This is a genomic window from Mesorhizobium sp. WSM4806 (assembly GCF_055811635.1).
Genome location: NZ_JBVVQZ010000001.1, coordinates 31,175 through 53,753, shown reverse-complemented (window position 1 = coordinate 53,753; position 22,579 = coordinate 31,175). Strand labels below are relative to the sequence as shown.

Here is a 22,579-nt window from a genome sequence, read left to right as displayed (position 1 = left end):
ACTGGGGATCACTCATTTGCGGCTTTCGGGAACGGCCATCAATGCCGCACAATGATCTGGCTGCCGATCTTCACGCGGTCATAAAGATCGATGACGTCGTCATTGGTCATGCGAATGCAACCGGAGGAGTTGGCCTGTCCGACGGTCCATGGCTGGTTGGTGCCGTGGACGCGATAAAGCGTGTTGCCGATATACAATGCGCGCGCGCCCAATGGATTGTTCGGTCCTCCCTCGACATGGGCAGGCAGGAAGCGGCCATTTGACGCTTCCCTGGATCGCATTTCGGCCGGCGGCCGCCAGTCCGGCCAGGTCTTCTTGCTCGAAATCGTGTCGCGGCCGGCCCACTCCAAGCCCTCCTTTCCAACGCCCACCGCGTATCGCAGCGCCCTTCCGTTGCCCAAAATGTAGTAAAGCCGCCGCTCCGTGGTGCTGATAACGATCGATCCCTTCGGTTGAGCCTCACTGAAATGCACGATCTCCCTGGGGGTTGCTGACCAGTCGCTCCGGGTTTCTCCATCGGAAGTCTGGTCGGGTGCGGAAGGGGAGACCAGCACATTTCTTGCCGGATCGTAGGTCCAGCTTCGTGGGTCATAACCGCTATTCGATTGGGCCTGCGCCGGCGCCATCGCGGCAATCGATAGGGCAGCGATCAGAAATGCACGCAACCTCTGGTTAAGGCGCGGGGCGACCCGGACTTTGCGTCCCGCAACCTTGACGGGAACAGGCAGGTTCGCAAGCAGGATCATGATTGCCGCCAAGACCGATCTCTTCTGCATCCAGGCGTCCAGCTGACGATCACCTGATTCCAGCGCGCACCATATCGCTTTGCAGGCGGTTCGCAACATTTGGCACCAAATGCTCGTGCGCAATCCAATTGGACTTCCAATTCTGCAATGTGCACGATAGAGTGAATCGGCGGGTAAATCATGAAACCAGCGACGCGGGCCATCGCTCGTGCGTCCCTTTGCGATAGGACCAATGTTGACGGGACGCGACACCTGCCATGCGGATTGGTTCTCGGGAGCCAGGGCTGCTTTTGTCGCCTGCGGTCTTGCGATGATCCTGGCGTTCGGCCTTGCCTCGTCGCAGGCCAACGCCGCCGAACCGCGCTGGCCTGCCGGCCCGTACAAATACATCACCGTCGATCAGTCGGTGGCCGACGCGCTGGTCGAGCTAGGCCGCAACATGCGGGTGCCGATGCGTGTCAGCAAACTCGTAAAGGGGCGTTTAAGCGCCGGCATGCCGGTTGGAACGGCGCGCGAGTTCCTGCAAGAGATCTGCGATCGATACGGCTTGGTCTGGCATTTCGATGGCATCGTCATGAACGTTGCGACCGAAGCCGAGGTCCGGACGGAAATGATCGCGCTTGATGCCAACACGGCTGCCGGTGCGGAAGATCGGCTTTCGCGGCTGGGGGTCGTTGACCCGAAGTTTCCGATCAAGGTGTCCAGGCAGGACGATGTTGTCTCGGTATCGGGGCCGCCGTCCTATGTTGAACTTGTCAGGAAAACACTGGGAGTTCCTGCGGCGCCGAGCACGAAGCAGGATGTTGGCAAAGTTGTGCCGGTCCGCGTTTTCCGCGGCAGGCAGGCGGAGGCGCAGAATGTTCCCTCCGGCAAACCGAACTAAGCAAGCAGGAGGGCAGGTTCATGCAAATCGCGCCGATTGGAGCCCTGGAAGCCACGCTGGCGAACTTGACCACCAGCATGGCTTCGCAGCAGCAGATCACCGCCGGCGCGACAGCGCAGCCGGGTAACCGGATGGTGGGTGCCAATCAGGAAAAACATGATGCCGCGAAGGTCAGTATGCCTGAACGCGGTGATGTCGCCGCGCGGGCAGGCCAGCAGGTGGCGCAGTCGTCTTCGGGAGCCAATCCGGCGATGGCCGGACAATCGTCCAAACTGGAAAAGCCGGAGCCGATCGCCGAACACAAGCTGTTCGACTATCTGGCCGAGGTGGAGAAGGCTGGGGGCGGAGCGCTCACGGATCCGTCTGCATTGTTCGGTTCTGCGGTTCAGTCGCTGGAAGGGACCATGCAGCAGGTCCAGAGGGCCCTTGGCCAGGCAAATGCCCCCCAGGCAAATGCCACCGTGAGTGCTGAAACGGCCGCCATGCAGGATGGCGCCGGGAAGACCGTCCCGTCAGGCAAGGCCCCGTCAGGCAAGGAAGACGAAAACGCCACCGCAAAAAATGCCGAGCAATTGCTCGAACGATCCATTTCGGTGATGTGGGCAGCCGCCAATCTCGAAGTGGTCACGAGCAGCGTAACGGCCGTTACGTCGTCCACCAGCACGCTGATCAAGCAACAGTAAGCCTACGGAGTGTTCGTGCACACGATATCCTTGCCGCGGCGGTCGACACTATTTGATCGATGCGGCGTCCGGTGCCGCGTCGCGCTCGTCGTGGTGAGCATGCTTGTGCTCCAGGCGTGCTCGGTTGAGCTGTATTCCGACCTCAACCAGCGGCAGGCCAACGAGATCGTGGCCACGCTGATGCGTCATGGCATCCCGGCCCAACGCGAGGCGGCCAAGGACGGCAAAATGACGGTTTCCGTACAGAAGGACCGTTTCGCCGAGGCCATGGCGATTCTCGACGAAAGCGGGTTGCCCAAACAGGAATTCCAGACGCTCGGCGAGGTGTTCAAGCGCGACGGGCTTGTATCCTCGCCGGTCGAAGAGCGTGCGACGATGATTTATGGCCTGAGCCAGGAACTGTCGCAGACGATTTCGGACATCGACGGCGTGCTTTCCGCGCGCGTTCATCTCGTCCTGCCCGAAAACGATCCGCTGAGACAGCGGCTGGTGCCATCGTCCGCCTCCGTTTTCATCCGGCATCGCGCATCCGTTCCGATGAATGAGCTGATCCCGCAGGTCAAGATGCTAGTGGCCAAAGGCATCGCCGGGCTGACTTATGACAATGTGTCCGTCACGCTCATTCCGGTGACTGCGGCAGTTCCCGAGCACGCAGCCGGCGAGCCAGGTTTCACGACGTTCCTCGGCCTCTGGCTGCATCCCGACAGCGTCGCCGCCGCGATGTGGCTGTTTTACGGCATGACGGCGGCTATAGCGGCGCTGGCTGCCCGCCTGGCTTACGTCCAGTGGTATCGACGACCCGGCGTTTATGCGCTCGACGCTTCGGCCATGCCTGTGAAGAAGACATGACCCAAACCGGCTCGAAGCAAACTGCCAGCCCGGAATGGCAGACATTCATGTCCAGTCCCGCAGGCTATGCGGATGCGGCCCGGCTGGCACAATGCTTTGGCGGCACGATCGGCGAGGCTGCCTGCGAGCGTATGTTGCGGTCGCAGCGCCTGCATGAGCGATTGTCAGTGCTTCTGCTCGACCGTTACGGCCTCAGCGGCGCCGTCTCCAACGAACCAGCCGATGAGACAGACCTGGCGATTGCCTTGTCGTCGGGTGAGGAGTTGGAGGACCTTGCGCTTCGCGCCGGCGCGATCTACTGGGCCGGCGGTCTGGCCGCCGTCATTGATGGACGCCAGGCCGCCGCGTTGCAGACAGCGCTCGGCGCGGAAATCTGCGCTTTCGCAGTCGCCAACCGCGATCTGGCCGGTCCAATGCAGCCGTTGGAGCCCCTGGAAGACATTTATGGTCGTGTCCATGCCGACGGCCTGCGTTGCCTTGGCGCCTGGTGTCAGGCGATGCCGGGCGAAACGAGCATGCGGGTCCGTCTGAAGCTGATGCCGCATGCGCTTGTCGACCAGCCGACAGCCGAACCATTTGCCGAAGCTGGTCCGGCAATCGTTCGACGGGCAATGGGTTAGGCGATATGGTCGAACCGGACAAAGTGACCACTGCCGTGCCGAGGCGCCCCGTCGCCCGCATCCTGCGCGCTGCCGAGGCACGCGCCTGGCAGGATGGGCACGCTTTTCTCGACGAAGCCAGGCGTGATACGCAGCAGTTGCGTGACGCCGCTCGGCGAGCCTATGCGACCGAATATGCGCAGGGTTATGAAGACGGCAAGGCCCGAGGCGACGAGGATGCGGCGCGTCTGGTGAGCGAGACCGCGGTCAAGGTAGATCGCTATCTCGGTGGGCTGGAAGCCGAAATCATCACTCTGGCTCTCGATGTGGTCAGGCGCGTGCTGGGAGAATTCGACGCGAGCATGCTGGTCGCCAAGGCGGCCGCGCAGGCCGTCACTGAAATTCGCCGCGCCAAATATCTCAAAGTCCGACTTCATCCTGCTTCCGTTAACAGGGTTCGCGACGAACTGAACGCGGTCCTGCGCGAGAGTGAGTTGGGCATGACGATCGAGATCGACGCCGACGATACGCTGGCGACGGACGCCTGCATCCTCTCGACCGACATTGCCGTCATCGACGCCAGCATCGAGGCACAGCTCAACGCCATTGCCGCTGCGATTTCATCAAAGGCCGAGGCGGCGGCATGACAAGTCCCGCCACCAAGCTCGAGAGCCGCCTCGCATCGATCGTTCCGAACCTGCGTTCCGGCCTGCGTGAAGATGCCAGCCGGCCGAGGAAAGGGCGTGTACGGCGGGTCACCGGCACGGTCATTCACGCGACCGTGGAGGAGGTTCGGATCGGCGAGATCTGCGAACTCCTCGATCCCAGGACCGGCACGGCGACCAAGGCGGAAGTCGTCGGGCTCATGGACGAGATGGCGATCCTTGTTCCGCTTGGCGATCTCACCGGCCTTTCAAGCCTCACCGAGGTCATTGCGACCGGAAAGACCCAGACGGTGCCTGTCGGGCCTGGCCTGCTTAGTCGGGTGATCAGCGCGTTCGGCGAGCCATTGGATGGCAAGCCGCTTGCGCCGGATGGCATTACCGGCAGCTATCCGGTCAACGCCTATCCGCCGTCGCCGCTGGAGCGCAGTTTGATTTCCGAGCCTATCCAGCTAGGAATCCGCGCCCTCGATGGGCTTCTCACCTGCGCGCGTGGGCAGCGCGTCGGCATCTTCGGCGAGCCTGGCGTCGGCAAGTCGATCCTGCTTTCGGATATCGTCAGCGGCACCGACGCAGATGTTGCCGTGGTTGCGCTTGTCGGCGAACGCGGACGTGAAGTGCACGAATTCATCGAGCATCAGCTTGGGCCGGAAGGGCTGGCGCGCGCAGTCATCGTCGTCGCGACGTCCGACCGGCCGGCGATCGAGCGCGTCAAGGCCGCCTATGTGGCAACCAGCATTGCCGAATATTTTCGCGACCAGGGCAAGCATGTGCTGCTGGCAATGGACAACATCACGCGGTTTGCCCGTGCGCAGCGCGAGATTGGCCTCGCTTCAGGCGAACCGCCGACGCGTCGCGGTTTTCCGTCTTCGCTTTTTGCTGTCCTGCCCCGATTGCTCGAGCGCTCAGGGCCTGGCCGCGTCGGCTCGATTACAAGCCTCTACAGCGTTCTTCTGGAGGGCGATGGCACGCTGGATCCGGTTGCCGAAGAAATCCAGGCGCTTCTCGACGGCCACGTCTTTCTGTCGAACGAGCTTGCGCAGCGCAACCATTTCCCGGCCATCGACGTGCTGCGCAGCCGCAGCCGCCTCATGGACACGGTGGTGCCGGCTGAGCATCGGTCGGACGCCGGCCGCTTGCGGGAGCTGCTCGCCCGCTACGCCGACGTCGAATTGCTGCTGCGCGTCGGCGAATACGAAAAGGGCAGCGATGCGGTGGCGGACGAGGCGGTGGCGAAGATCGACACCATCAACGCCTTCCTGCGACAACCGTCCGCCACCCACGAGACAATCGAGCAGACACGCGAACGTATGCGGGGGATCGTCAATGAAAGATCGTGACATGATCGCACGATTGCGCGACCTCAGGCGCCACGGTGAACAGCGCGCAAACGAAGCGGTCATAAGGCGATACGCCGCTGCGCAGCGCGCCGCCGGGACGGTTCGGGAGGCAGCCGCCGCGGTCAGCAAACACCTGCAGCACACAGCCGACGCAGAGGATGCAGCATTCGCTTCGCTTGTTGGACAACCGGTGAAGGCCGCCAGCCTTTACCGGCTTCAGGGACAGTTCGAGAACGCCGCCAGGCAAACCGAGCAGCTCCGGGAAAACGAGAAGATGGCCGGCGTCACCGAGCAACGACGCAAAACCGAGTTATCGGCCGCCCGCAACGTTCATCGCGCCAGCATGAAGGCGGTGACGAAGCTGGACGGGCTGCTGCAGCATCTGACCAAACGCACTGCGCGTCGCAGCCTGGCGCTTGCCGAGCTTTTCGAGGAAGACGAGCGCAGTCCAATGCGCTTGCCCGCAGAACGATAGTCCAATCCGTGATCGTGAATATGGAAGTGTGATGCCTCAGGCCTTGGCGTCGGCAAAAAAGAAAGCGCGCGCAGAGCCGGTCAGACGCACACGCTCGAGCGTTGGCGAGCCGCTGACATTGGAATCTGTTGCGGCTGGGGAGGTTGAGGCATTGAACGCCTTCTACCGCCGTCGTGCTGCCGCGCAGATCACGATTGCCGGGAAAACCATGGCGATCGCCGCCGTCTGGCCGGCGCCAAACCCTGTGGACCAGCCAATATGCACGATTGCGTTCACTCTCGGAGACATGGCGGGCAAATTGCGCTTGCCGTTATCTGTTGTCGAACGAGGCCTTGCCAAGGCTGACGAGCTGATCGACGTGAAACGACCGGCACCCGCTCACGCCGCACTGCTGCTGGAGTCCGAATTCGAAAAAGATCTCGAATGGATCGAGAGCAAGCTGGGCGAGACGATCGCTATTACGTCGATCGAACAAGAAGACAGCGTTCTGGACCAAACCGCGTTGGCTTTCGTCCTGGCCGGCAAGGACGAAACCATAGGTTGCGCCTTGCACACCGACAGCGTCGGTCTGGCGGTGCGGGCCGGGCGCTTTCTCGACGCGATCGGCAAAGCAAGACCTCCGGTTCCTGCCGAATTCCCGTTGCCGGTCTGCCTCTGGCGCAACGCGCTTACAATCAGCTTTGGTGAGCTTCAAAGCCTGCAACCTGGCGATGTGGTGCTTTTCGATGACGAAGAGGAAGAGGCGGCATTGGTCATTGCCGAGCGGCTTTATGCCCCGGCGGTGCTGACTGCTAGCGGGCCGCAACTGCTTGCCGCGCCGACTGCAATCGCTGGATCGAAATGGGAGTGGACCATGAACCAAGACACGCCGCCGCACGCCGATCAGGCATTGGAGGAGGCAACTCTGGACGAGCTGCCGGTTGCGCTTGCCTTCGAACTCGGCCGCACGGCGCTGCCTCTCGGCGAGGTAAGGCAGCTTGCGCCCGGCGCCATCGTTCCGCTCGCCAATGTGACGAAGGAGACGGTCGACATTATCGCCAATGGCAAACGCGTCGGCCGTGGCGAGATCGTCCGGATTGGGGAGAGCCTGGGCGTGCGGATCGCCCGTATGTTCGACAATGCTTGACAATTCGCCCAACCTGCTTGGGATCCTGATTGCCGTCGGCTTTGTCGGTCTGCTGCCGCTGGCAGTCGTCACCATGACCGGTTTCCTGAAGATCTCGGTCGTGCTGTTCCTCATCCGCAATGCGCTCGGCGTCCAGCAGATGCCGCCCAATCTGGTGCTCTACGGCATAGCGCTCGTGCTCACGGTCTATGTCACGACGCCGTTGCTGAGCGAGATGTCGGGACGGCTCCAGGAAGGACAGGTTCAGTTCCAGACGACCGAGGACCTCGCCAGGGCGACGCAACTGGTGAGGGAACCATTGCAGCAGCACCTGATCAAGTTCACCCAGCCGGAAGAGCGGCAGTTCTTTCTCGATGGGACGAACCGCCTGTGGCCGGAACAGGCACGACAAGATCTGAAGGACGACGATCTTTCGATACTCGTTCCTGCCTTTGTCGCGTCAGAGCTTACGCGGGCATTTGAAATCGGCTTTCTGCTTTATCTTCCCTTCCTCATCATCGACATCGTCGTTGCCAACATTCTGATGACGCTCGGCATGATCATGGTCTCGCCGGTCCTCATTTCGGTCCCGCTGAAACTATTCCTTTTCGTCGCCATAGATGGCTGGTCGCGGCTGATGCACGGCCTGATCCTGAGTTACGTCTGACGCCGCTGGGAGGTTTGCATGAGCAATGACTTCATCCTGGCGAAGGTCCAGGGCGCGCTGCTGACGGTGCTGTTCGCGTCGGGCCCGGCGATCGTCGCGGCGCTGGCCGTTGGGATCCTGGTCGGGCTGGCCCAGGCGCTGACGCAAATTCAGGACCAGTCGCTGCCGCAGACGATCAAGCTTGTCGTGATCCTGCTGGTCATCATCGTCTTCGGCCCGCTGCTTGGCCAGCAGATCGCCGAGCAGGCCTCGACGGCGCTGGACGAATTCCCCGTCGTTACGCGTTGAGGCGCGCGGATGCCGGTCGAACCCTTCTTCGCGTCGGTCAAGGAGCTTCAGTTGTTTCTTCTGGCGGGAGCTTTCGCGCTCGCCCGCATGACCGGGTTCATGCTGCTGATGCCGCTCTTTTCGCGCGTGCCGCTGTCGGGCCTTCTGCGCAACGGCGTTGCCCTGGCGCTGGCGGTTCCGGTCTTTCCGATGATCGTCGACAAGCTGACAAACACCGACATCGCGACGACGATGATCGTCGCCTACATGCTCAAGGAGGTCGTCGTCGGGGTAACGCTCGGGCTGGCGATGGGCATTCCGTTCTGGGCGGCCGAGGCTGCCGGCGATATCCTGGACCTGCAGCGCGGCTCGACGATGGGCACGCTGATCGATCCGATGATGACCCATGAGACGAGCGCCACCGGCACCTTGCTCGCCGTCATCATGGTCACGGTCTACCTGGCCGCCGGCGGCCTCGAACTTTCCCTGACCAGCCTCTACGACAGCTATGGCCTGTGGCCGATCGACCAGCTTCTGCCGGTGTTCAGCAAGGATGCAGCCGGCATCTTCCTCGATCTCTTGAACCGCATTCTGATGATGGCATTGACCCTGGTTTTCCCGCTCATCATCAGCATGCTGTTGTCCGACCTTGTGCTGGCCTTTTTGGCGCGCGCCTCGCCGCACCTCAACGTTTTTGCGCTTTCGCTGATCGTGAAGACGCTGGTGTTTAGCCTCGTCTTTGTCCTCTATTCTGCTTTCCTGCTCTTCTACATGGAGCGGGACCTTGGCTTCCTGCGCGAGGCAGGCCGACAGATAGAAGCGATCGGCTGCCGCAGCTGTTAATGACACCAGGAAGGTTTGCGCAAGCGTCGTTCGTAAGATGAAGCAATCGTTGGCCGGCCAATAAATACAATTTATCGTTGAGGAAAGATTCTGACAATTTGACAAGCAGCCGAGCCGCCAACGATCTTACGCCCTCCCGACTTGTCTCTGAACCGGAAGCCATGGCTCGCCTGACCACTTCACCGATCTTCGAGGACCTGCGACTGGTCGATGCGGACAGGCTGCGCAGGCTTGTCAGAATGGGCGCCTATGAGGGGCACACGGGGGGGCTGGCGCACGGCAAGCTCCAGGCCAATGTTGTGATTGTGCCGCGCAGCTTTGCCAGCGATTTCCACCAGTTCTGCATCCGCAACCCGAAACCCTGTCCATTGGTCGGCGTTAATCGCGCCGGCAGCCCATTGATCCCAGCGCTGGGCGACATCGACATCCGCACCGATGCCCCCCAGTACAACATCTATCATTTCGGCGAGCTGACCCGTCGGAGGACGGACATCATCGACCTGTGGCAGGATGATTTTGCCGCTTTCGCGCTCGGCAGTTCGCTGACCGTCGAAGCTGCACTTGCCGAAAAGAAACTGAGCCGCATCGGCTGCGGGAAGGCCTCGCCCAAGTTTCGAACCAGGATTCAGACGTGCCGCGTCGGACCGTTTGGTGGCGAAATGGTCGTCTCGATGCGTCCGATAAGCCGTTGCGATGTCGACAGGGTTCGCGCTCTCACCGCACGCTTCCCGCATGCCCACGGCTCTCCCATCCATGTCGGAGATCCCACGATCATCGGAATAGCCGATTTGATGGCTCCCGACTGGGGCGATGCGGTCAAAATCATCGACGGGGAGGTCGCTGTGTTCTGGGCCAGCAGCATCACCGCGCAGGATGCGCTTGCTCGCGCCGAACTGGCGACCTCGATCACGGTATCGCCGGGGCACATGCTGATCACCGATGTCGATGCACGAGCCGATGCGGGCGCTTTCAAAGTCTACTAGCAGTTCTTCATCACCGGTCAGCGTTAATGCTATTCGAGATGCGAAATGCGGTGAGAGTCGGTCTCGATCTGCCTCACCACATCTTCGATCATGTTGCAGTGGCCCAACCTTGTGCACTCGAGGCAGTGAAGCTCCCCGGCAAGTGCTCCCACTAGGTGATAACCATTTGGTAACCTTCCGAACTGGAAAGTGAAAAAGTACTGGCTACTTTTGCCCTCGATAGATGTTAGGGCTGGTATCGAGCGAGACAAAGGAGAAAGGACCGGGATGGCCACGGTACTGAACGCCAAAGGCGTTCCACTTCCCTACAGCGGATCCTCCGTAAAGTGGTATTCGGCGACGAATTCCGGCCCGACACTTTATGGCAGCACATACAACGACTCGATGTATGGCGACGCTGCCGTCACCGTCACAATGCGTGGCGGCAAGGGCGACGACATCTATTATCTGTATGCCGCGAAAAACAAGGCGGTCGAGCTGTCCGGCGAAGGGGTGGACACCATCTCGACCTGGATGAGCTACAAACTCCCGGCGAATTTCGAGAACCTGACGGTCACCGGCGACAAGCGCTATGCTTTCGGAAACGAGCTGAACAACATCGTTACCGGCGGCTCCGGCCAACAGACGCTCGACGGCTTGCAGGGCGATGACGTGCTCAAGGGCGGATCCGGGGCGGACATTTTCGTCGTCAACCCCGGCAACGGCAGTGACCTAATCCTGGACCTTGGCGCGACGGATACGGTTCGCGTCGGGAGCTACGGCTTCACCTCCTTCGAAGAGGTGCGCGCCAACATGGTCCAGTCGGGAGCCAACGTCCGCCTAAATCTGTCCGACGGCGAGTTTCTCGTCTTCGCCAACAAGACCATCGGCGATTTCACCGCAAGCCAGTTCAAGCTGGCCGTGGACAGGTCTGCCCTGGAACTGACCTTTTCGGACGAGTTCGATACGTTGGACCTGTGGAACGGCTCGAGCGGCACCTGGGATTCGAATTACTGGTGGGGGGCCGAGAACGGCAGCACGCTCACGAGCAACAATGATCTTCAATGGTACATCGATACCGACTACGCCCCGACACGCTCCGTCAATCCGTTCAGCATCGAGGACGGCGTTCTCACCATTACCGCCGCCCGGGCTCCTGAGGCGATCCGTCCCTATATAAATAACTACGAATACACGTCAGGGTTGCTGACGACCTACGAATCCTTCGCGCAGACCTACGGCTATTTTGAAATTCGAGCCGACATGCCCGAAACACAAGGTGCTTGGCCGGCCTTCTGGCTTCTCCCGGCGGACGGCTCCTGGCCACCGGAACTGGACGTCATCGAGATGTTCGGTAAAGATCCAAACAAGCTCATCCTGACAGGCCACTCGAACGCGACGGGAACTCATACAACAGTAGGCACGACGGCCTATGCCGCGGATACCGAAGGGTTCCATACGTATGGTGTGCTTTGGACAGAAGACGAACTCGTCTGGTATTTCGACGACGTCGAAGTCGCTCGTGCCGCAACGCCTGCCGACATGCATGACCCGATGTATATGCTGGTGAATATGGGGATTGGTGGCCAGGCGGGAGAGCCCGCCGACGAGCTTGCGACGCCTGCCGAAATGCAGATCGACTACATCCATGCCTATGCGTTGCAAGACTGGGTTATCTGACATTTGACAGATGGACTCGGCACCGACACGTTCGTCATCATTTCGGGCGCGGCCATTGCCGCCTGAGACCGAACTGGAACTGATGTGAAGCCGACGTCGCATCCCATTCCACCCGAGCCGCCGCGAACGACACTCGCGGCGGTTTTGGCTTCCTTCCGGCGAGCGTTGGCCGGAATTGCGTTGATGAGCGGCGTCGTCAATGTCCTGGCGCTGACCGGCTCGTTCTTCATGCTGCAGGTCTATGATCGTGTCATACCCGGCCGCAGCGTGCCGACGCTCGTCGGGCTCGCCGTGTTTGCCGGCACACTTTTCGTTTTTCAGGGCGTTCTCGAACTCATCCGGTCGCGTTTGCTGGTGCGCATCGGGATGGCGCTGGACGCGCGCTTGAGCGGACAGGTCTATGCCGCCCTCATGCGTTTGCCGCTGCGAACCAAGCTCGCAGGCGACGGCCTTCAATCCTTGCGGGATCTTGACCAGGTGCGATCGTTCATGTCGAGTGCCGGTCCGACCGCGCTTTTCGACCTGCCGTGGATGCCGCTCTACCTCTCTATCTGCTTCCTGTTCCACTTCTGGATCGGCATGACGGCGTTGGCCGGCGTGGTCATTCTGTTCAGCCTGGCATTGCTTGCCGAAATTCGCACGAGAGAGCCCGCCAAAAAGGCAAACAGTCAAGCGGCAGCGCGCAATACACTTGCCGAAGCGACACGTCGCAATGTCGAGGTTCTGCAGGCCATGGGCTTTGGCTCGCGCATCGCCGAGCGCTGGTCAGGGATCAATGCTGGCTATCTCGACACCAATGCAACGGCCAGCGACCTTGCCGGGACGCTCGCAACGATCGCGAAGATCCTGCGCATGATGCTGCAATCGGGCATCCTGGCGATCGGCGCTTATCTGGTCATCCATCAGGAGGCGACCGGCGGCATCATGATCGCAAGTTCGATCATGATGAGCCGGGCGCTGGCACCGATCGAACTGGCTATCGCCCACTGGAAGGGCTTCGTCACCGCCCGCCAGGCCTGGGCCCGGCTGACCCAGCTTTTGGTCCTGCTTCCCGAAACTGCGACAAGTGTCTCGCTGCCTGCTCCGAGATCTGCTCTTTCGGTCGAAAGTATCAGTGTCGCACCGCCGGGTGAGCGCCGTATGGTCGTGCAGGAAGCCACCTTTGCACTTGAAAAGGGCGTCGGCCTCGGCATCGTCGGGCCGAGCGCTTCGGGCAAGTCATCGCTCGTGCGCGCGATTGCCGGCATATGGCTCCCGGTTCGCGGCACCGTCAGGCTGGATGGCGCAACACTCGACCAATGGTCGCCGGAAGAACTGGGCAAGCATGTCGGCTATCTGCCGCAGGATGTGCAACTGTTCGACGGCACCATTGCCGAGAACATCGCGCGCTTCGAGCCGCAAGCGCCTTCCGACAAGATATTGGCGGCTGCGCGCGCGGCCGGCGTTCATGAACTCGTCATCCACCTGCCGGAAGGCTACGAGACGCGCATCGGCGAGGCCGGTTCGGCGCTTTCGGCTGGCCAGAGGCAGCGGGTGGCGCTTGCCCGGGCTCTCTACGGTGACCCGTTTCTGGTTGTTCTCGACGAGCCTAACTCCAACCTCGATGCGGAAGGCGAGGCCGCGTTGACGGTGGCGATTCAAGGCGTGCGCGCGCGAGGCGGTATTGCCATCGTGGTCGCACATCGGCCAAGCGCGCTGGCCAGCCTGGATCAGGTTCTTGTGATGGCGAACGGCCGTGTTCAGGCCTTTGGCCCAAAAAATGAGATCTTGAACAAGATAACCCGCCCAGCGGGCGTTCCCTTGAAAGTCGTTTCCGGACTAGAAGAGACGGCATCCTGATGGCGCAACGCATAGTATTCGCGGCCGATCGCACCATTCGACGTTATCTGCTTGGCGGTGTCGCAACCTGCATCCTGCTGGTTGGCGGGGCGGGGAGCTTGGCTGCCGTCACCGAGATTTCCGGAGCCGTCATCGCTTCGGGAAAGCTGGTTGTCGATTCCAGCGTCAAGAAGGTGCAGCATCCGACGGGTGGCGTTGTCGGTCAAATCTTCGTCCGGGAAGGCGATGCCGTGCAATCGGGCAAGGTCTTGATCCGCCTCGATGAGACCATCACCCGGGCCAATTTGGCGATCGTCTCAAAGAGCCTGGACGAATTCGAGGCGCGGCTGGCTCGCCTTGAGGCCGAGCGCGACGGCAAGGCAAGCATCGTCTTTCCAGCTTCGCTTGTGTCACGCCAGGATACCCCCGAGATTGGTCGGGCGATGGCCGGCGAGCAATCTCTGTTCGAATTTCGCCGACAGGCACGCGCCGGTCAGAAGGCTCAGTTGCAGGAGCGCATTGCGCAGCTTGCCGAAGAGGTTTCCGGCTTGACCGAGCAAAGAGATGCCAAGAGCCAGGAAATCAAGTTGATCGGCTTTGAGCTCGAAGGCATGCGCAGACTTTGGCAACGCAAGCTGGTTTCGATCGATCGTATTACTGCGCTTGAACGCGATGCCGTGCGGCTTAAAGGCGAGCACGGGCAACTGACTGCGGCCATAGCGCAATCGAAGGGTCGTACCTCCGAAATCCGTTTGCAGATCATCCAGATCGACCAGGATTTGCGCAGCGAAGTGGCAAGCGAACTGCGAGACGTCCAGGCAAAGATCTCCGAGTCCGTCGAGCGCAAGGTTTCGGCCGAAGATCAGCTCAAACGCATCGACATACGCAGTCCGCAGAACGGTGTCGTTCATCAGCTCGGCGTGCACACGGTCGGTGGCGTTATATCTCCAGGCGAGCTCATCATGCTGATTGTCCCGGTGACGGACGACCTGACCGTCGAGGCGCGCGTGGCTCCGCAAGACATCGATCAGTTGACGCCAGGGCAAGGCGCGACCCTGCGGCTGTCGGCATTCAATCAGCAAACGACGCCGGAACTGAATGGTGCGGTCAGCAAGATTTCCGCCGACCTCAATGTCGATGAGAAAACAGGCACCGGCTTTTACACCGTGCATGTTGCTTTACCGCGCACAGAGCTTAGCCGGCTCAAGGGCGTGGCCCTGGCGCCAGGCATGCCTGTCGAGGTGTTCTTTTCGACCGGCAACCGCACCATGCTGTCCTATCTCGTGAAACCTTTGGCGGATCAGATCCAGCGAGCTTTCAGGGAGCAGTAGGCTCTCTCTGCGAGCCGACGAGCTGAATTCCGGAACAAGGATGCGATTTTGCCGTTTCGCCTGAAACCGGAAGCGATCCCACATGTCCGAGTTGACGAATGAAGAGATCGAGGGTCGGCTCAATGCCCAGCGAGAGACTCTGGCGCTGGTCGTCGCGCTGCTTGCCGGCCCCGACAAGACCTCCGAGCGAATATGGGCCGAACTGGAAGCCCGCTTTCAATTCCAGAACAATCAGGAAGACCCCGGCGCCGTGCCAAGCCGTGCATTCGCCATTGAGAGCGCGATGATGCGGGAGTTCAAGCTGATCTTCGAGGAAGCGCGGGCACGCAAGGCGGAATGGAATGCCGAATAGGCAGGCGGAACAGATCCGTCTCTCCGGATGGATAGCAACAATTTTCCCGACCTGACGAGGAAACATTTCCGCCATGCGGTGTTACTCACTGAGTGGGGCGCGAGGCGCTTCCTTCTTTGAGGCAATGATGAGCTTCGACAAGACATTGCAGATCGCCCACATCCGGCTGAATGGAACTGCGGCTAACCGTGATCCGAACCGGCAGGTTGCCGGGCTGAAGTTCAGACGGCTTGGCGAACAGGCCTGAGCCGTGGCAAATCACGGCACGACCCTTCCGACGGTTCTTGTCACCGGCAGCAGCGGCTTCCTGGGGCAGGCGATCGCGCGAGGCTTGATCGATCGCTATCGCGTCATCGGCCTCGACGTCGCAAAACCGAAGCATGCCCCCGCCGGCATGGAGACGATCGAGATCGATCTCACCTCCGATGAGGGCGTGAGCAGGGCTGTGCAGGCGGCATGGGAGCGCAGCGGTGGCCGCATCGCTTCGGTCGTCCATCTTGCCGCCTATTATGACACGACCGGCGAGGACAACCCGAAATATGACGCCGTCACCGTGCAGGGCACGCGCCGGCTCCTGAAGGCGCTGACGGCGGTCGAGAGCGAACAGTTCGTGTTCTCCAGCACGCTTCTCGTCCATGCGCCAAGCCCGGAGAAGGGCGCGAAAATCAATGAGGACTCGCCGCTTGACCCGGCCTGGGCCTACCCAAGATCGAAAGCCGAAACCGAGGCGCTGATTTCGCGGGAGCGCGGCCAGATCAAGACGGTGATCCTGCGGCTCGCCGGCGTCTATGACGAAGACTGCCGGGCGGCCTTTATTGCCCAGCAGATCGCCCGCATCTTCGAGCGCTTGCCGACCGCGTATCTGTTCGCCGGCGATATCACCGCCGGCCAGCCCTATCTGCACAAGGACGATCTCGTCGATGCGGTGGTGCGCACCGTCGACCGGCGCGCCGAACTTCCGGCCGAGACCGTGCTTCTGATCGGCGAAGAAGACACACCGTCATACGAGGAGATGCAGAAGCGCATCGGCCGGCTCATCCATGGCGAGGACTGGCGCACCCTGGCGCTGCCGAAGCAACTGACGAAGCTCGGCGCGTGGGTGCAGACGGAGGTGCTCGACCAGGACACCGACATCAAACCGTGGATGATCGAGAACTCGGACGATCATTACGAGATCGACATCGCGCGGGCCAAAACCCTGCTGGGCTGGGCGCCCAGACACAATCTGCTGGACACATTGCCGGAGATGATCCGCCGGCTGAAACAGGACCCGACGGACTGGTACACGGCCAACAAGCTCGATCCGCCGGTTGTCGCGGCTTCGGACCCCGAGATCGAGCAGGCCGAAAGGCGTCTCAAGGGACCGCTCGAGCGAAGCAAGGAAGACGTCGAAGCGGCAATGAAACGGCATCGGTCGAGGACACTCTGGGCGCCGATGACCAACGCTGCGCTCGGACTGTGGCTGGTCACCTCGCCGATGACAGTTGGCCTGTTCGATCCCGTCACAGCCGCAATGCCACCCGCTCTGGGGCACGCTGTCGCGGAGCCGCAATTGCGCAACGCAAGCCTCGGCGTCAGCGAGATCGTTTCCGGCCTGCTGGTGACGGTCTTTGCGTTGATCGGCATGTCCCGACGCTGGCGCTGGGTGCAGTGGATCACGGCGTCGCTCGGAGTCTGGGTGATGCTGGCGCCGTTGCTGTTCTGGACGACCAGCGCCGCCGCCTATGCCATCGACACGCTCGTCGGCATGCTGATCGTCGCCTTTGCGGTGATGATCCCGCCGACCCCTGGCATCAGCCGCCGCGCGCTGGCGGCCGACGACGACATTCCGCTGGGCTGGACCTATTCGCCATCGACCTTCACGCAGCGGATACCGATCGTGGCGCTGGCCTTCGTCGGCCTGTTCGTCTCGCGCTATCTCGCCGCCTTCCAGATGGGCCACGCGGATGGGCTGTGGGATCCGTTCTTCGGCCCCGGCGGCGCGCCGGTGCGCAACGGCAGCGAGGCGGTGGTGACGTCATGGGTCTCAAAGGGTTTTCCAATCGCCGATGCCGGGCTCGGCGCCTTCGCCTATTGCCTCGATATCCTCGCCGGCGCGATCGGCGACCGCCGGCGCTGGCGCACCATGCCGTGGATGGTGCTCCTCTTCGGCTTGCTGATCGTTCCGCTTGGCGTGGTCAGCGTGTCCTTCATCATCATCCAGCCACCGCTGATTGGCGCGCTGTGCACGCTCTGCATTCTCCAGGCCGCCGTCACGGTGGTGTTGATCCCTTACTCCGTCGACGAGGTGCTGGCGACGATCCAGTATCTCTGGGGCGCGACGAGGGCAGGCGAGCCGTTCTGGCGTACCTTCTGGATGGGCGGACCGGCGCTGTCGGAGAACCAGACGCCCGGCGCCGACCTCGACCGTCCGGTTTTCGAGGTGCTGAAGGAATTTGTCACCGGCGGCGTCAACTTCCCGTGGACGCTGGCAGCGAGCACGCTGCTTGGCGCCTTGCTGATGACCACGCCATTGATCTTCGGCACGCAGCCACCGCTTTACTTCAGCGATCACGTCGTCGGCTGTCTCATTATCATGGTCGCAGTCACGGCCATGGCCGAAGTGGTCCGGCCGCTGCGCTTCCTCAATGTCGTGCTTGGCGCATGGATCGCGGTGTCCCCCTTCGTGCTTGCCGGCGGTGAAACCCTGGCGATGGTGGCGGACGTTGCGATCGGTCTGGCGCTGATCGTGCTCAGCCTGCCGCGCGGCACGCGCAGCGACCAGCACTATGGCGGTTGGGATCGAGCGATTGTCTGAGCAACTCGACTTCAGCACCTGGCGAGGCGAAGCGCGCCGAGTGCCGATCTGCAGGAGCAGGTCAAAGAAGAGATCGAATGGCCTGACGAGGCTCTGCCTGACGGGGCTAGATTTGTTCGCCGAGCAGGATCCTCGCGTCCTTGGCCGCGACGATGAACGCCTGGCGTGCGACCCTTGGCGGCTTTTCGCCGCGGATAACAGCAAGGCAGGCTGCGATTGCAGCCAGTCGCGTCTTGGACGCTGGCGTCGGCCAGTCCTTCAGCAGAACTTCAGCCGCATCGGAGACAGACAAAACAACCCTGTCACGATCGATCCGACCGGGTTGAACGACAATTGGCTTTCTGAAACGTCTCGTGCGCACGACACTCTCCAAAGCGAGGAGTATGTTAGCCGCGTCTGATCTTGTTGGCCACCTCAAATGTTAATTGCGGGAAGGCGAGGTTCGGACAACGTCCGCAAAGGCTGTGAACGACCATGATCTATTTCACGGCCGACACACATTTCAGCGATCCCCGCATTCTGCGCATCGATCGCCGCCCGTTCGGCTCGCTGGCCGAACACGATCGAGCGCTGATTTCGCTCTGGAACGAAACGGTCAGCCCGGATGACCAGATCTGGCATCTCGGCGACTTTGCCAGGGGATCGGCCGAATTCGTTGCGTCGCTGCTGTCGTCTCTTCATGGCGAGAAGCATCTGATTGTCGGCAACAACGATGGCGCGGCGACCATAGAGGCTGCGGGTTGGGCCAGCACACAGCATTACAAGGAACTGACGATAGACGGCAGGTTGCTGATCCTTTGCCACTATCCTTTTCGCACCTGGAATCAGATCGGCAAGAAATCGATCAATCTGCATGGCCATTCCCACGGCAGGCTGAGCCCGGTCACGCGCCAGTACGACGCCGGCGTCGACAGCTGGGATTTTCGCCCGGTCACCCTTTCCGCCATCCTTGCAAGCCGACGCCGGCACCCCTCCACTTCGTCATCCCAGGGCGGAGCAAGGAGCGAAGCGACGCGCGCAGACCCTGGGATCCATTCCGTGACGTCAGCCGAAGAATGCAGCGGCTCAGAATAAAAGCGCTCCGTAGCGATCCTTCGCGCCCCCTCTGTCCTGCCGGACATCTCCCCCACGAGGGGGGAGATTGGCCTTCATCACTGATTTTCGCCAACCACCAACCGTGCAAAAAAGGGACGCTGTCCGCGAAGCTGCCGATCTCCCCCCGTGTGGAGGGAGATGTCCGGCAGGACAGAGGGGGGCGCTGTCCCTCGGCGATCAAAGGTTCTGCACCGCAGCGCGCTCCAAGGTCACGGCTGGATACCAGCGTCTGCGCCCGCGCGGCGAGCCTGCCAAGCCGGGCTGAACGTTTCTGCCATCTGCTGCGTTCTCCCGGGGCAGGGCGCGTAGCGACCGCAACATCGGCGCCCAATGGCCATGACGAGGAAGCACCGGAACGAGCGAGATGACCGAGCACAGAGGCACTCAGCCGAGCCAGCCAAAAGGCACCGTGATCGCATTCTCCGCGCCGGGCTGCGAGCCTCTCTACGCTCACGAGCGGGAAGCCATAGCTGCCGTCGCCCGCACCATTGCCACCCTCAAGGGGTTTGCCTTCCGGCAGGGTCTAGGCCACAGCAGCGGCAATGGCGGGCGCTTGTACTTCGTGCCGGACGACAGCTTGCTTGCCAGCGATGCGGCACGGCTGGGTATCAACGGGCCGCAAGACCTCTTCGGCGGCGTGGTGTCTTGGCGATTCGCGACCACCAAGGCGATAACCCACGAACTGGTCGACGACCTGGCCGAGCGACCGAAGGAATGGTCAACCGGCTTCGGCAGAACTGTCGCCGCCGCAGTATTGCCTGGCTACACCGTGTTTTCGCGGCACGATGCGCTGCGAGCAGCGCAACGCCTGCTGAGGCATGGGCTGGCCCGGCTCAAGCCACCGCTTGCCTCGCGAGGCCAGGACCAGCACATCGTTCGCACGGTCGCTGACGTCGAGAGACTGCTCGAGCGATACTGCTCCCCCGACTTGGACGAGTACGGTCTGGTGCTCGAAGCTGACCTTCGTGACGTCGTCACTTTGAGTGTTGGCAGAACCGAGATCGACGAAATCATGGTCGCCTACTACGGCACTCAAACGACGACGACCGATAATGCGGGACAATCCGTTTATGGCGGGTCGGACCTCATTGTCGTGCGCGGCGGATGGGAAGCTCTCGAAGACCTTCAGCTTCCCCGCGCACTGGCTTCGGCAATTGCGCAGGCGAGAGCCTATGACGCGGCGATGGCTGAGTATCCTGGATTTTTCGCCTCGCGGCGCAACTACGATATCGGCCAGGGTGTCGATTCGTCGGGTATCTGGCGATCCGGTGTGCTCGAGGCCAGCTGGCGCATTGGCGGCAGCAGCACGGCCGAGCTTGCGGCAATAAAGATCATGAAGCAGGACCCGGACATCCAACTGGTGCGTGCGTCCGCGGTCAAGACGTTCGGCAATACCAGCCGGTTGCCTGACAACGCCGACGTTCACTTTCAGGGAGAAGACCCCGATGAGGGTCCGATCACGCGCTATACCGTCGTCACGAATGCGACCCGGGAGCCGCCAAGGAAAGCGGTGGGTTAGGGTCTAAAAACGCTTAGGACCAGGGAACATCCGTCGGCGGCTTGAGTTGTTCGGCATGATCCCGAAAACCAATCCGAAGGATGAAAAAGTGATCGAGGTTATTTCTGCTCCTGAGAATGTCGCCGCATTTCGCGTTGCCGGTACCGTGACCGCGGAGGACTACGACAAGATCATCCCGACCATCGAAGAGAAACTGAGCGAACATGAAGAGATCGGCATCCTGGCCGACCTTACCGATCTGGAGGACATGACGGGCGACGCGTTGCGCCGCGATCTGCAGTACGGCTTGAGCAAACTTGGCGAACTCCACCGCTTCCAGCGTGCCGCAGTGGTGTCCGAAAAACAGTGGATCAAGGCAGCTACCGAAATGACGGGCGCACTGTTCCCGCAGATCGAGGCGCGGGTGTTCCCGGCGGACGAAAGGACCCAGGCTCTGGAGTGGGTAGCACGCGTTCAATAGCGGTATCGAGGGGAGCGGCCATGCCAACCATCTACAACAAACGACAGAATTCGGACGGCCTGTGGGAAGTCTATGACGACGAGAGCGAGGAAGCCGTCGTGGTTGACGGCATGCCGCTTTCCGGCCTCGATGAACTCGAAGCCAATGAGGCCATTCGAAAACTCAAGCGGGGTGAGGTGACTTCCGACAACATTCCGCCGACTGCCCAGTCTGGCTGGCCTCCGACCAAAGACGGCATATAATCAATGCAAGCGTCCTGCCCCGGCGCGAGCAGGTTGCAGGGGCCACGTTTCCAGTGCATTCTTGCTGTCGTCGATGACCACACAGTATCTTAACCACCAGTTGGAATGCCCTTATTGCTTGACGATAAGGCTGAGGATTCCGGCCGACGCCGGTCCTGACGACCGGATCTCTTGCGACGACTGTGGCGAATTCCTCGGGACTTGGGACGATCTGCTTACCGATTTTGAGAGGCAGGGCGGCCAGGATGGAGTGTTCCGTCTCGACAAGGGCCGTATCAAGCGGATCGATTGAGCCGATTGCTGGCGAAGCCATTTGCTCGCACCGCCGTCTCGCCAGCGTAAGCCTTGCAGCACCTGCGCGGCCTGAGGCGAAAAATTTCCAGCGGCTCGAATCATCAGGGAACTTGTTGCCGGCCGGCGGGGTTATCGGTCGCCTTCCCAGTTAGGGAGGCTAGCTCCAAACCTCAGCGGGAGACGACCATGGCAACTGCGAAAAAAGCTGCGAAAGCGACAACCAAGGGCCTTGAGGACCTGTTCCTCGACGGGCTGAAAGATCTTTACTACGCCGAAAAGAAAATACTGAGGGCGCTGCCGAAAATGGCCAAAAGCGCGGAGTCGGAAAAAGTAACTGCTGCCTTCGAAAAACATCGCATGGAGACGGAAGTTCACGTCGACCGGCTCGAGGAGGTGTTCGAGAAATTTGGCAAGGCGGCACGCGGCAAGACCTGCCCGGCGATCGACGGCATCATTGAAGAAGGCTCCGAGATCCTCGAAGACTATGACGGTGCTCCTGCGCTCGATGCCGGACTGGTCGCAGCGGCGCAAGCCGTCGAACATTACGAGATCGCCCGGTACGGCACTCTTGTCGCCTGGGCGGAACAGATGGGAAAGGCCGATGTCGCCGCCCTTCTCAAGGCAACGCTCAAGGAAGAGGTCGCGACAAACGAAGCGCTGACCGGGTTAGGCGAGGGTGGTGTCAACCAACGTGCCCTCCAAGCCGCCGCCTGATTCCCGGTGGTGACAGGCTTGCGGAGCCCAGGCGAAGATCGCCAGGCTCCGCTCGCAAGATCCAGGTAGTGCCTTGCCGGCCGGGATTCTTGAACCGGCGTGGCCGACTGGCCATTGAGAGGCTTGAATTAGCTTGAACCGGAATCTTCAAGAAGACCAATGGGTTCAAAGACATTGCGCAGATGTCAGGTGAGAG

The 22,579-nt window shown here is 61.3% G+C and carries 24 protein-coding genes; 22 read left to right on the top strand and 2 right to left on the bottom strand.

Annotation, left to right across the window (positions count from 1 at the left end; translation table 11 throughout):
- Positions 1-38: 38 nt before the first annotated feature.
- Entirely contained in the window at positions 39-1,136 is a 1,098-nt protein-coding gene (locus tag AC0L2M_RS00265) for a L,D-transpeptidase (RefSeq protein ID WP_473533722.1), read from the bottom strand.
- A gap of 16 nt (positions 1,137-1,152) precedes the next feature.
- Here AC0L2M_RS00265 and AC0L2M_RS00260 point away from each other — a divergent pair, with 16 nt between their 5' ends.
- From AC0L2M_RS00260 to AC0L2M_RS00180, 17 genes are all read left to right on the top strand, one after another.
- The gene (locus tag AC0L2M_RS00260; RefSeq protein ID WP_287209898.1) at positions 1,153-1,629 is read left to right on the top strand and encodes a type III secretion protein; all 477 of its coding nucleotides are present in this window, start codon (positions 1,153-1,155) and stop codon (positions 1,627-1,629) included.
- 20 nt (positions 1,630-1,649) lie between these two features.
- Positions 1,650-2,312, top strand: a complete 663-nt coding sequence (locus AC0L2M_RS00255; RefSeq protein ID WP_473533721.1) for a hypothetical protein — start codon at positions 1,650-1,652, stop codon at positions 2,310-2,312.
- A 9-nt stretch (positions 2,313-2,321) separates the two neighbouring features.
- Positions 2,322-3,161 carry a type III secretion system inner membrane ring lipoprotein SctJ gene (gene sctJ, locus AC0L2M_RS00250; protein ID WP_473533720.1) on the top strand — a complete coding sequence of 280 codons (840 nt, stop codon included), beginning with the start codon at positions 2,322-2,324 and terminating at the stop codon, positions 3,159-3,161.
- Positions 3,162-3,208: 47 nt separating this feature from the next.
- Complete coding sequence (locus AC0L2M_RS00245) at positions 3,209-3,781, top strand: SctK family type III secretion system sorting platform protein (RefSeq protein ID WP_473533719.1); 573 nt, start codon at positions 3,209-3,211, stop codon at positions 3,779-3,781.
- Positions 3,782-3,786: 5 nt separating this feature from the next.
- Entirely contained in the window at positions 3,787-4,407 is a 621-nt protein-coding gene (gene sctL, locus AC0L2M_RS00240) for a type III secretion system stator protein SctL (RefSeq protein WP_473533718.1), read from the top strand.
- Positions 4,404-5,762 (top strand): FliI/YscN family ATPase, encoded by a 1,359-nt coding sequence (locus tag AC0L2M_RS00235; protein ID WP_473533717.1) that lies wholly within the window; start codon positions 4,404-4,406, stop codon positions 5,760-5,762. Before sctL ends, AC0L2M_RS00235 begins: the two co-directional genes overlap by 4 nt.
- Positions 5,749-6,237, top strand: coding sequence for a hypothetical protein (locus AC0L2M_RS00230; protein ID WP_473533716.1), 489 nt, complete (start codon positions 5,749-5,751; stop codon positions 6,235-6,237). The genes AC0L2M_RS00235 and AC0L2M_RS00230 overlap by 14 nt, the downstream gene beginning before the upstream one ends.
- Positions 6,238-6,388: 151 nt before the next feature.
- Entirely contained in the window at positions 6,389-7,363 is a 975-nt protein-coding gene (gene sctQ / locus AC0L2M_RS00225) for a type III secretion system cytoplasmic ring protein SctQ (protein WP_473533715.1), read from the top strand.
- Complete coding sequence (sctR, locus tag AC0L2M_RS00220) at positions 7,356-8,009, top strand: type III secretion system export apparatus subunit SctR (protein WP_128245331.1); 654 nt, start codon at positions 7,356-7,358, stop codon at positions 8,007-8,009. The genes sctQ and sctR overlap by 8 nt, the downstream gene beginning before the upstream one ends.
- 18 nt (positions 8,010-8,027) lie before the next feature.
- The gene (locus tag AC0L2M_RS00215; RefSeq protein ID WP_023799503.1) at positions 8,028-8,297 is read left to right on the top strand and encodes an EscS/YscS/HrcS family type III secretion system export apparatus protein; all 270 of its coding nucleotides are present in this window, start codon (positions 8,028-8,030) and stop codon (positions 8,295-8,297) included.
- 9 nt (positions 8,298-8,306) lie between these two features.
- Complete coding sequence (gene sctT / locus AC0L2M_RS00210; RefSeq protein ID WP_128245332.1) at positions 8,307-9,119, top strand: type III secretion system export apparatus subunit SctT; 813 nt, start codon at positions 8,307-8,309, stop codon at positions 9,117-9,119.
- A 161-nt stretch (positions 9,120-9,280) separates the two neighbouring features.
- Entirely contained in the window at positions 9,281-10,102 is an 822-nt protein-coding gene (locus AC0L2M_RS00205) for a D-glutamate cyclase family protein (RefSeq protein ID WP_473533714.1), read from the top strand.
- Positions 10,103-10,369: 267 nt separating this feature from the next.
- Entirely contained in the window at positions 10,370-11,761 is a 1,392-nt protein-coding gene (gene eglC / locus AC0L2M_RS00200) for an endo-1,3-1,4-beta-glycanase EglC (RefSeq protein ID WP_128172282.1), read from the top strand.
- An 84-nt stretch (positions 11,762-11,845) separates the two neighbouring features.
- On the top strand, positions 11,846-13,600 hold the full coding sequence (locus tag AC0L2M_RS00195) for a type I secretion system permease/ATPase (protein ID WP_287394673.1): 1,755 nt from the start codon (positions 11,846-11,848) through the stop codon (positions 13,598-13,600).
- Positions 13,600-14,910, top strand: coding sequence for an HlyD family type I secretion periplasmic adaptor subunit (locus AC0L2M_RS00190; protein WP_287394672.1), 1,311 nt, complete (start codon positions 13,600-13,602; stop codon positions 14,908-14,910). Before AC0L2M_RS00195 ends, AC0L2M_RS00190 begins: the two co-directional genes overlap by 1 nt.
- 82 nt (positions 14,911-14,992) lie before the next feature.
- Positions 14,993-15,262: a hypothetical protein gene (locus AC0L2M_RS00185; RefSeq protein ID WP_128180203.1), complete on the top strand. Its 270-nt coding sequence runs from the start codon at positions 14,993-14,995 to the stop codon at positions 15,260-15,262.
- A gap of 250 nt (positions 15,263-15,512) precedes the next feature.
- Positions 15,513-18,059 (top strand): NAD-dependent epimerase/dehydratase family protein, encoded by a 2,547-nt coding sequence (locus AC0L2M_RS00180; RefSeq protein WP_473533713.1) that lies wholly within the window; start codon positions 15,513-15,515, stop codon positions 18,057-18,059.
- A 106-nt stretch (positions 18,060-18,165) separates the two neighbouring features.
- Here the strand turns inward: AC0L2M_RS00180 and AC0L2M_RS00175 are convergent, their stop codons facing one another.
- Positions 18,166-18,420, bottom strand: coding sequence for a DUF982 domain-containing protein (locus AC0L2M_RS00175; protein WP_091590175.1), 255 nt, complete (start codon positions 18,418-18,420; stop codon positions 18,166-18,168).
- A gap of 113 nt (positions 18,421-18,533) precedes the next feature.
- On the opposite strand from AC0L2M_RS00175, the gene AC0L2M_RS00170 reads away from it, so the two are divergent.
- The 5 genes from AC0L2M_RS00170 (at position 18,534) to AC0L2M_RS00150 (ending at position 22,383) form a co-directional block, all read left to right on the top strand.
- Positions 18,534-19,133: a metallophosphoesterase family protein gene (locus AC0L2M_RS00170; RefSeq protein ID WP_287345921.1), complete on the top strand. Its 600-nt coding sequence runs from the start codon at positions 18,534-18,536 to the stop codon at positions 19,131-19,133.
- Between the two features lie 385 nt (positions 19,134-19,518).
- Positions 19,519-20,673 (top strand): DUF3182 family protein, encoded by a 1,155-nt coding sequence (locus tag AC0L2M_RS00165; protein WP_473533712.1) that lies wholly within the window; start codon positions 19,519-19,521, stop codon positions 20,671-20,673.
- A gap of 55 nt (positions 20,674-20,728) precedes the next feature.
- Complete coding sequence (locus AC0L2M_RS00160; RefSeq protein WP_473533711.1) at positions 20,729-21,133, top strand: SpoIIAA family protein; 405 nt, start codon at positions 20,729-20,731, stop codon at positions 21,131-21,133.
- Positions 21,134-21,153: 20 nt separating this feature from the next.
- A complete protein-coding gene (locus AC0L2M_RS00155) occupies positions 21,154-21,375 on the top strand; it encodes a hypothetical protein (protein WP_023799490.1) in 222 nt (73 codons plus the stop codon).
- 480 nt (positions 21,376-21,855) lie between these two features.
- Positions 21,856-22,383: a YciE/YciF ferroxidase family protein gene (locus AC0L2M_RS00150; RefSeq protein WP_473533940.1), complete on the top strand. Its 528-nt coding sequence runs from the start codon at positions 21,856-21,858 to the stop codon at positions 22,381-22,383.
- Positions 22,384-22,579: the final 196 nt, after the last annotated feature.

Excerpts from the sequence above, each read along its gene's own strand:
- AC0L2M_RS00265 (WP_473533722.1), bottom strand. The coding sequence starts at position 1,136 with ATGTATTTGTACGGGCCGGCAGGCCAGCGCGGTTCGGCGGCGTTGGCC.
- AC0L2M_RS00255 (WP_473533721.1), top strand. The coding sequence starts at position 1,650 with ATGCAAATCGCGCCGATTGGAGCCCTGGAAGCCACGCTGGCGAACTTG.
- AC0L2M_RS00245 (WP_473533719.1), top strand. The coding sequence starts at position 3,209 with ATGTCCAGTCCCGCAGGCTATGCGGATGCGGCCCGGCTGGCACAATGC.
- sctL (WP_473533718.1), top strand. The coding sequence starts at position 3,787 with ATGGTCGAACCGGACAAAGTGACCACTGCCGTGCCGAGGCGCCCCGTC.
- AC0L2M_RS00235 (WP_473533717.1), top strand. The coding sequence starts at position 4,404 with ATGACAAGTCCCGCCACCAAGCTCGAGAGCCGCCTCGCATCGATCGTT.
- AC0L2M_RS00230 (WP_473533716.1), top strand. The coding sequence starts at position 5,749 with ATGAAAGATCGTGACATGATCGCACGATTGCGCGACCTCAGGCGCCAC.
- sctR (WP_128245331.1), top strand. The coding sequence starts at position 7,356 with ATGCTTGACAATTCGCCCAACCTGCTTGGGATCCTGATTGCCGTCGGC.
- AC0L2M_RS00215 (WP_023799503.1), top strand. The coding sequence starts at position 8,028 with ATGAGCAATGACTTCATCCTGGCGAAGGTCCAGGGCGCGCTGCTGACG.
- sctT (WP_128245332.1), top strand. The coding sequence starts at position 8,307 with ATGCCGGTCGAACCCTTCTTCGCGTCGGTCAAGGAGCTTCAGTTGTTT.
- AC0L2M_RS00205 (WP_473533714.1), top strand. The coding sequence starts at position 9,281 with ATGGCTCGCCTGACCACTTCACCGATCTTCGAGGACCTGCGACTGGTC.
- eglC (WP_128172282.1), top strand. The coding sequence starts at position 10,370 with ATGGCCACGGTACTGAACGCCAAAGGCGTTCCACTTCCCTACAGCGGA.
- AC0L2M_RS00190 (WP_287394672.1), top strand. The coding sequence starts at position 13,600 with ATGGCGCAACGCATAGTATTCGCGGCCGATCGCACCATTCGACGTTAT.
- AC0L2M_RS00185 (WP_128180203.1), top strand. The coding sequence starts at position 14,993 with ATGTCCGAGTTGACGAATGAAGAGATCGAGGGTCGGCTCAATGCCCAG.
- AC0L2M_RS00170 (WP_287345921.1), top strand. The coding sequence starts at position 18,534 with ATGATCTATTTCACGGCCGACACACATTTCAGCGATCCCCGCATTCTG.
- AC0L2M_RS00165 (WP_473533712.1), top strand. The coding sequence starts at position 19,519 with ATGACCGAGCACAGAGGCACTCAGCCGAGCCAGCCAAAAGGCACCGTG.
- AC0L2M_RS00160 (WP_473533711.1), top strand. The coding sequence starts at position 20,729 with ATGATCCCGAAAACCAATCCGAAGGATGAAAAAGTGATCGAGGTTATT.
- AC0L2M_RS00155 (WP_023799490.1), top strand. The coding sequence starts at position 21,154 with ATGCCAACCATCTACAACAAACGACAGAATTCGGACGGCCTGTGGGAA.
- AC0L2M_RS00150 (WP_473533940.1), top strand. The coding sequence starts at position 21,856 with ATGGCAACTGCGAAAAAAGCTGCGAAAGCGACAACCAAGGGCCTTGAG.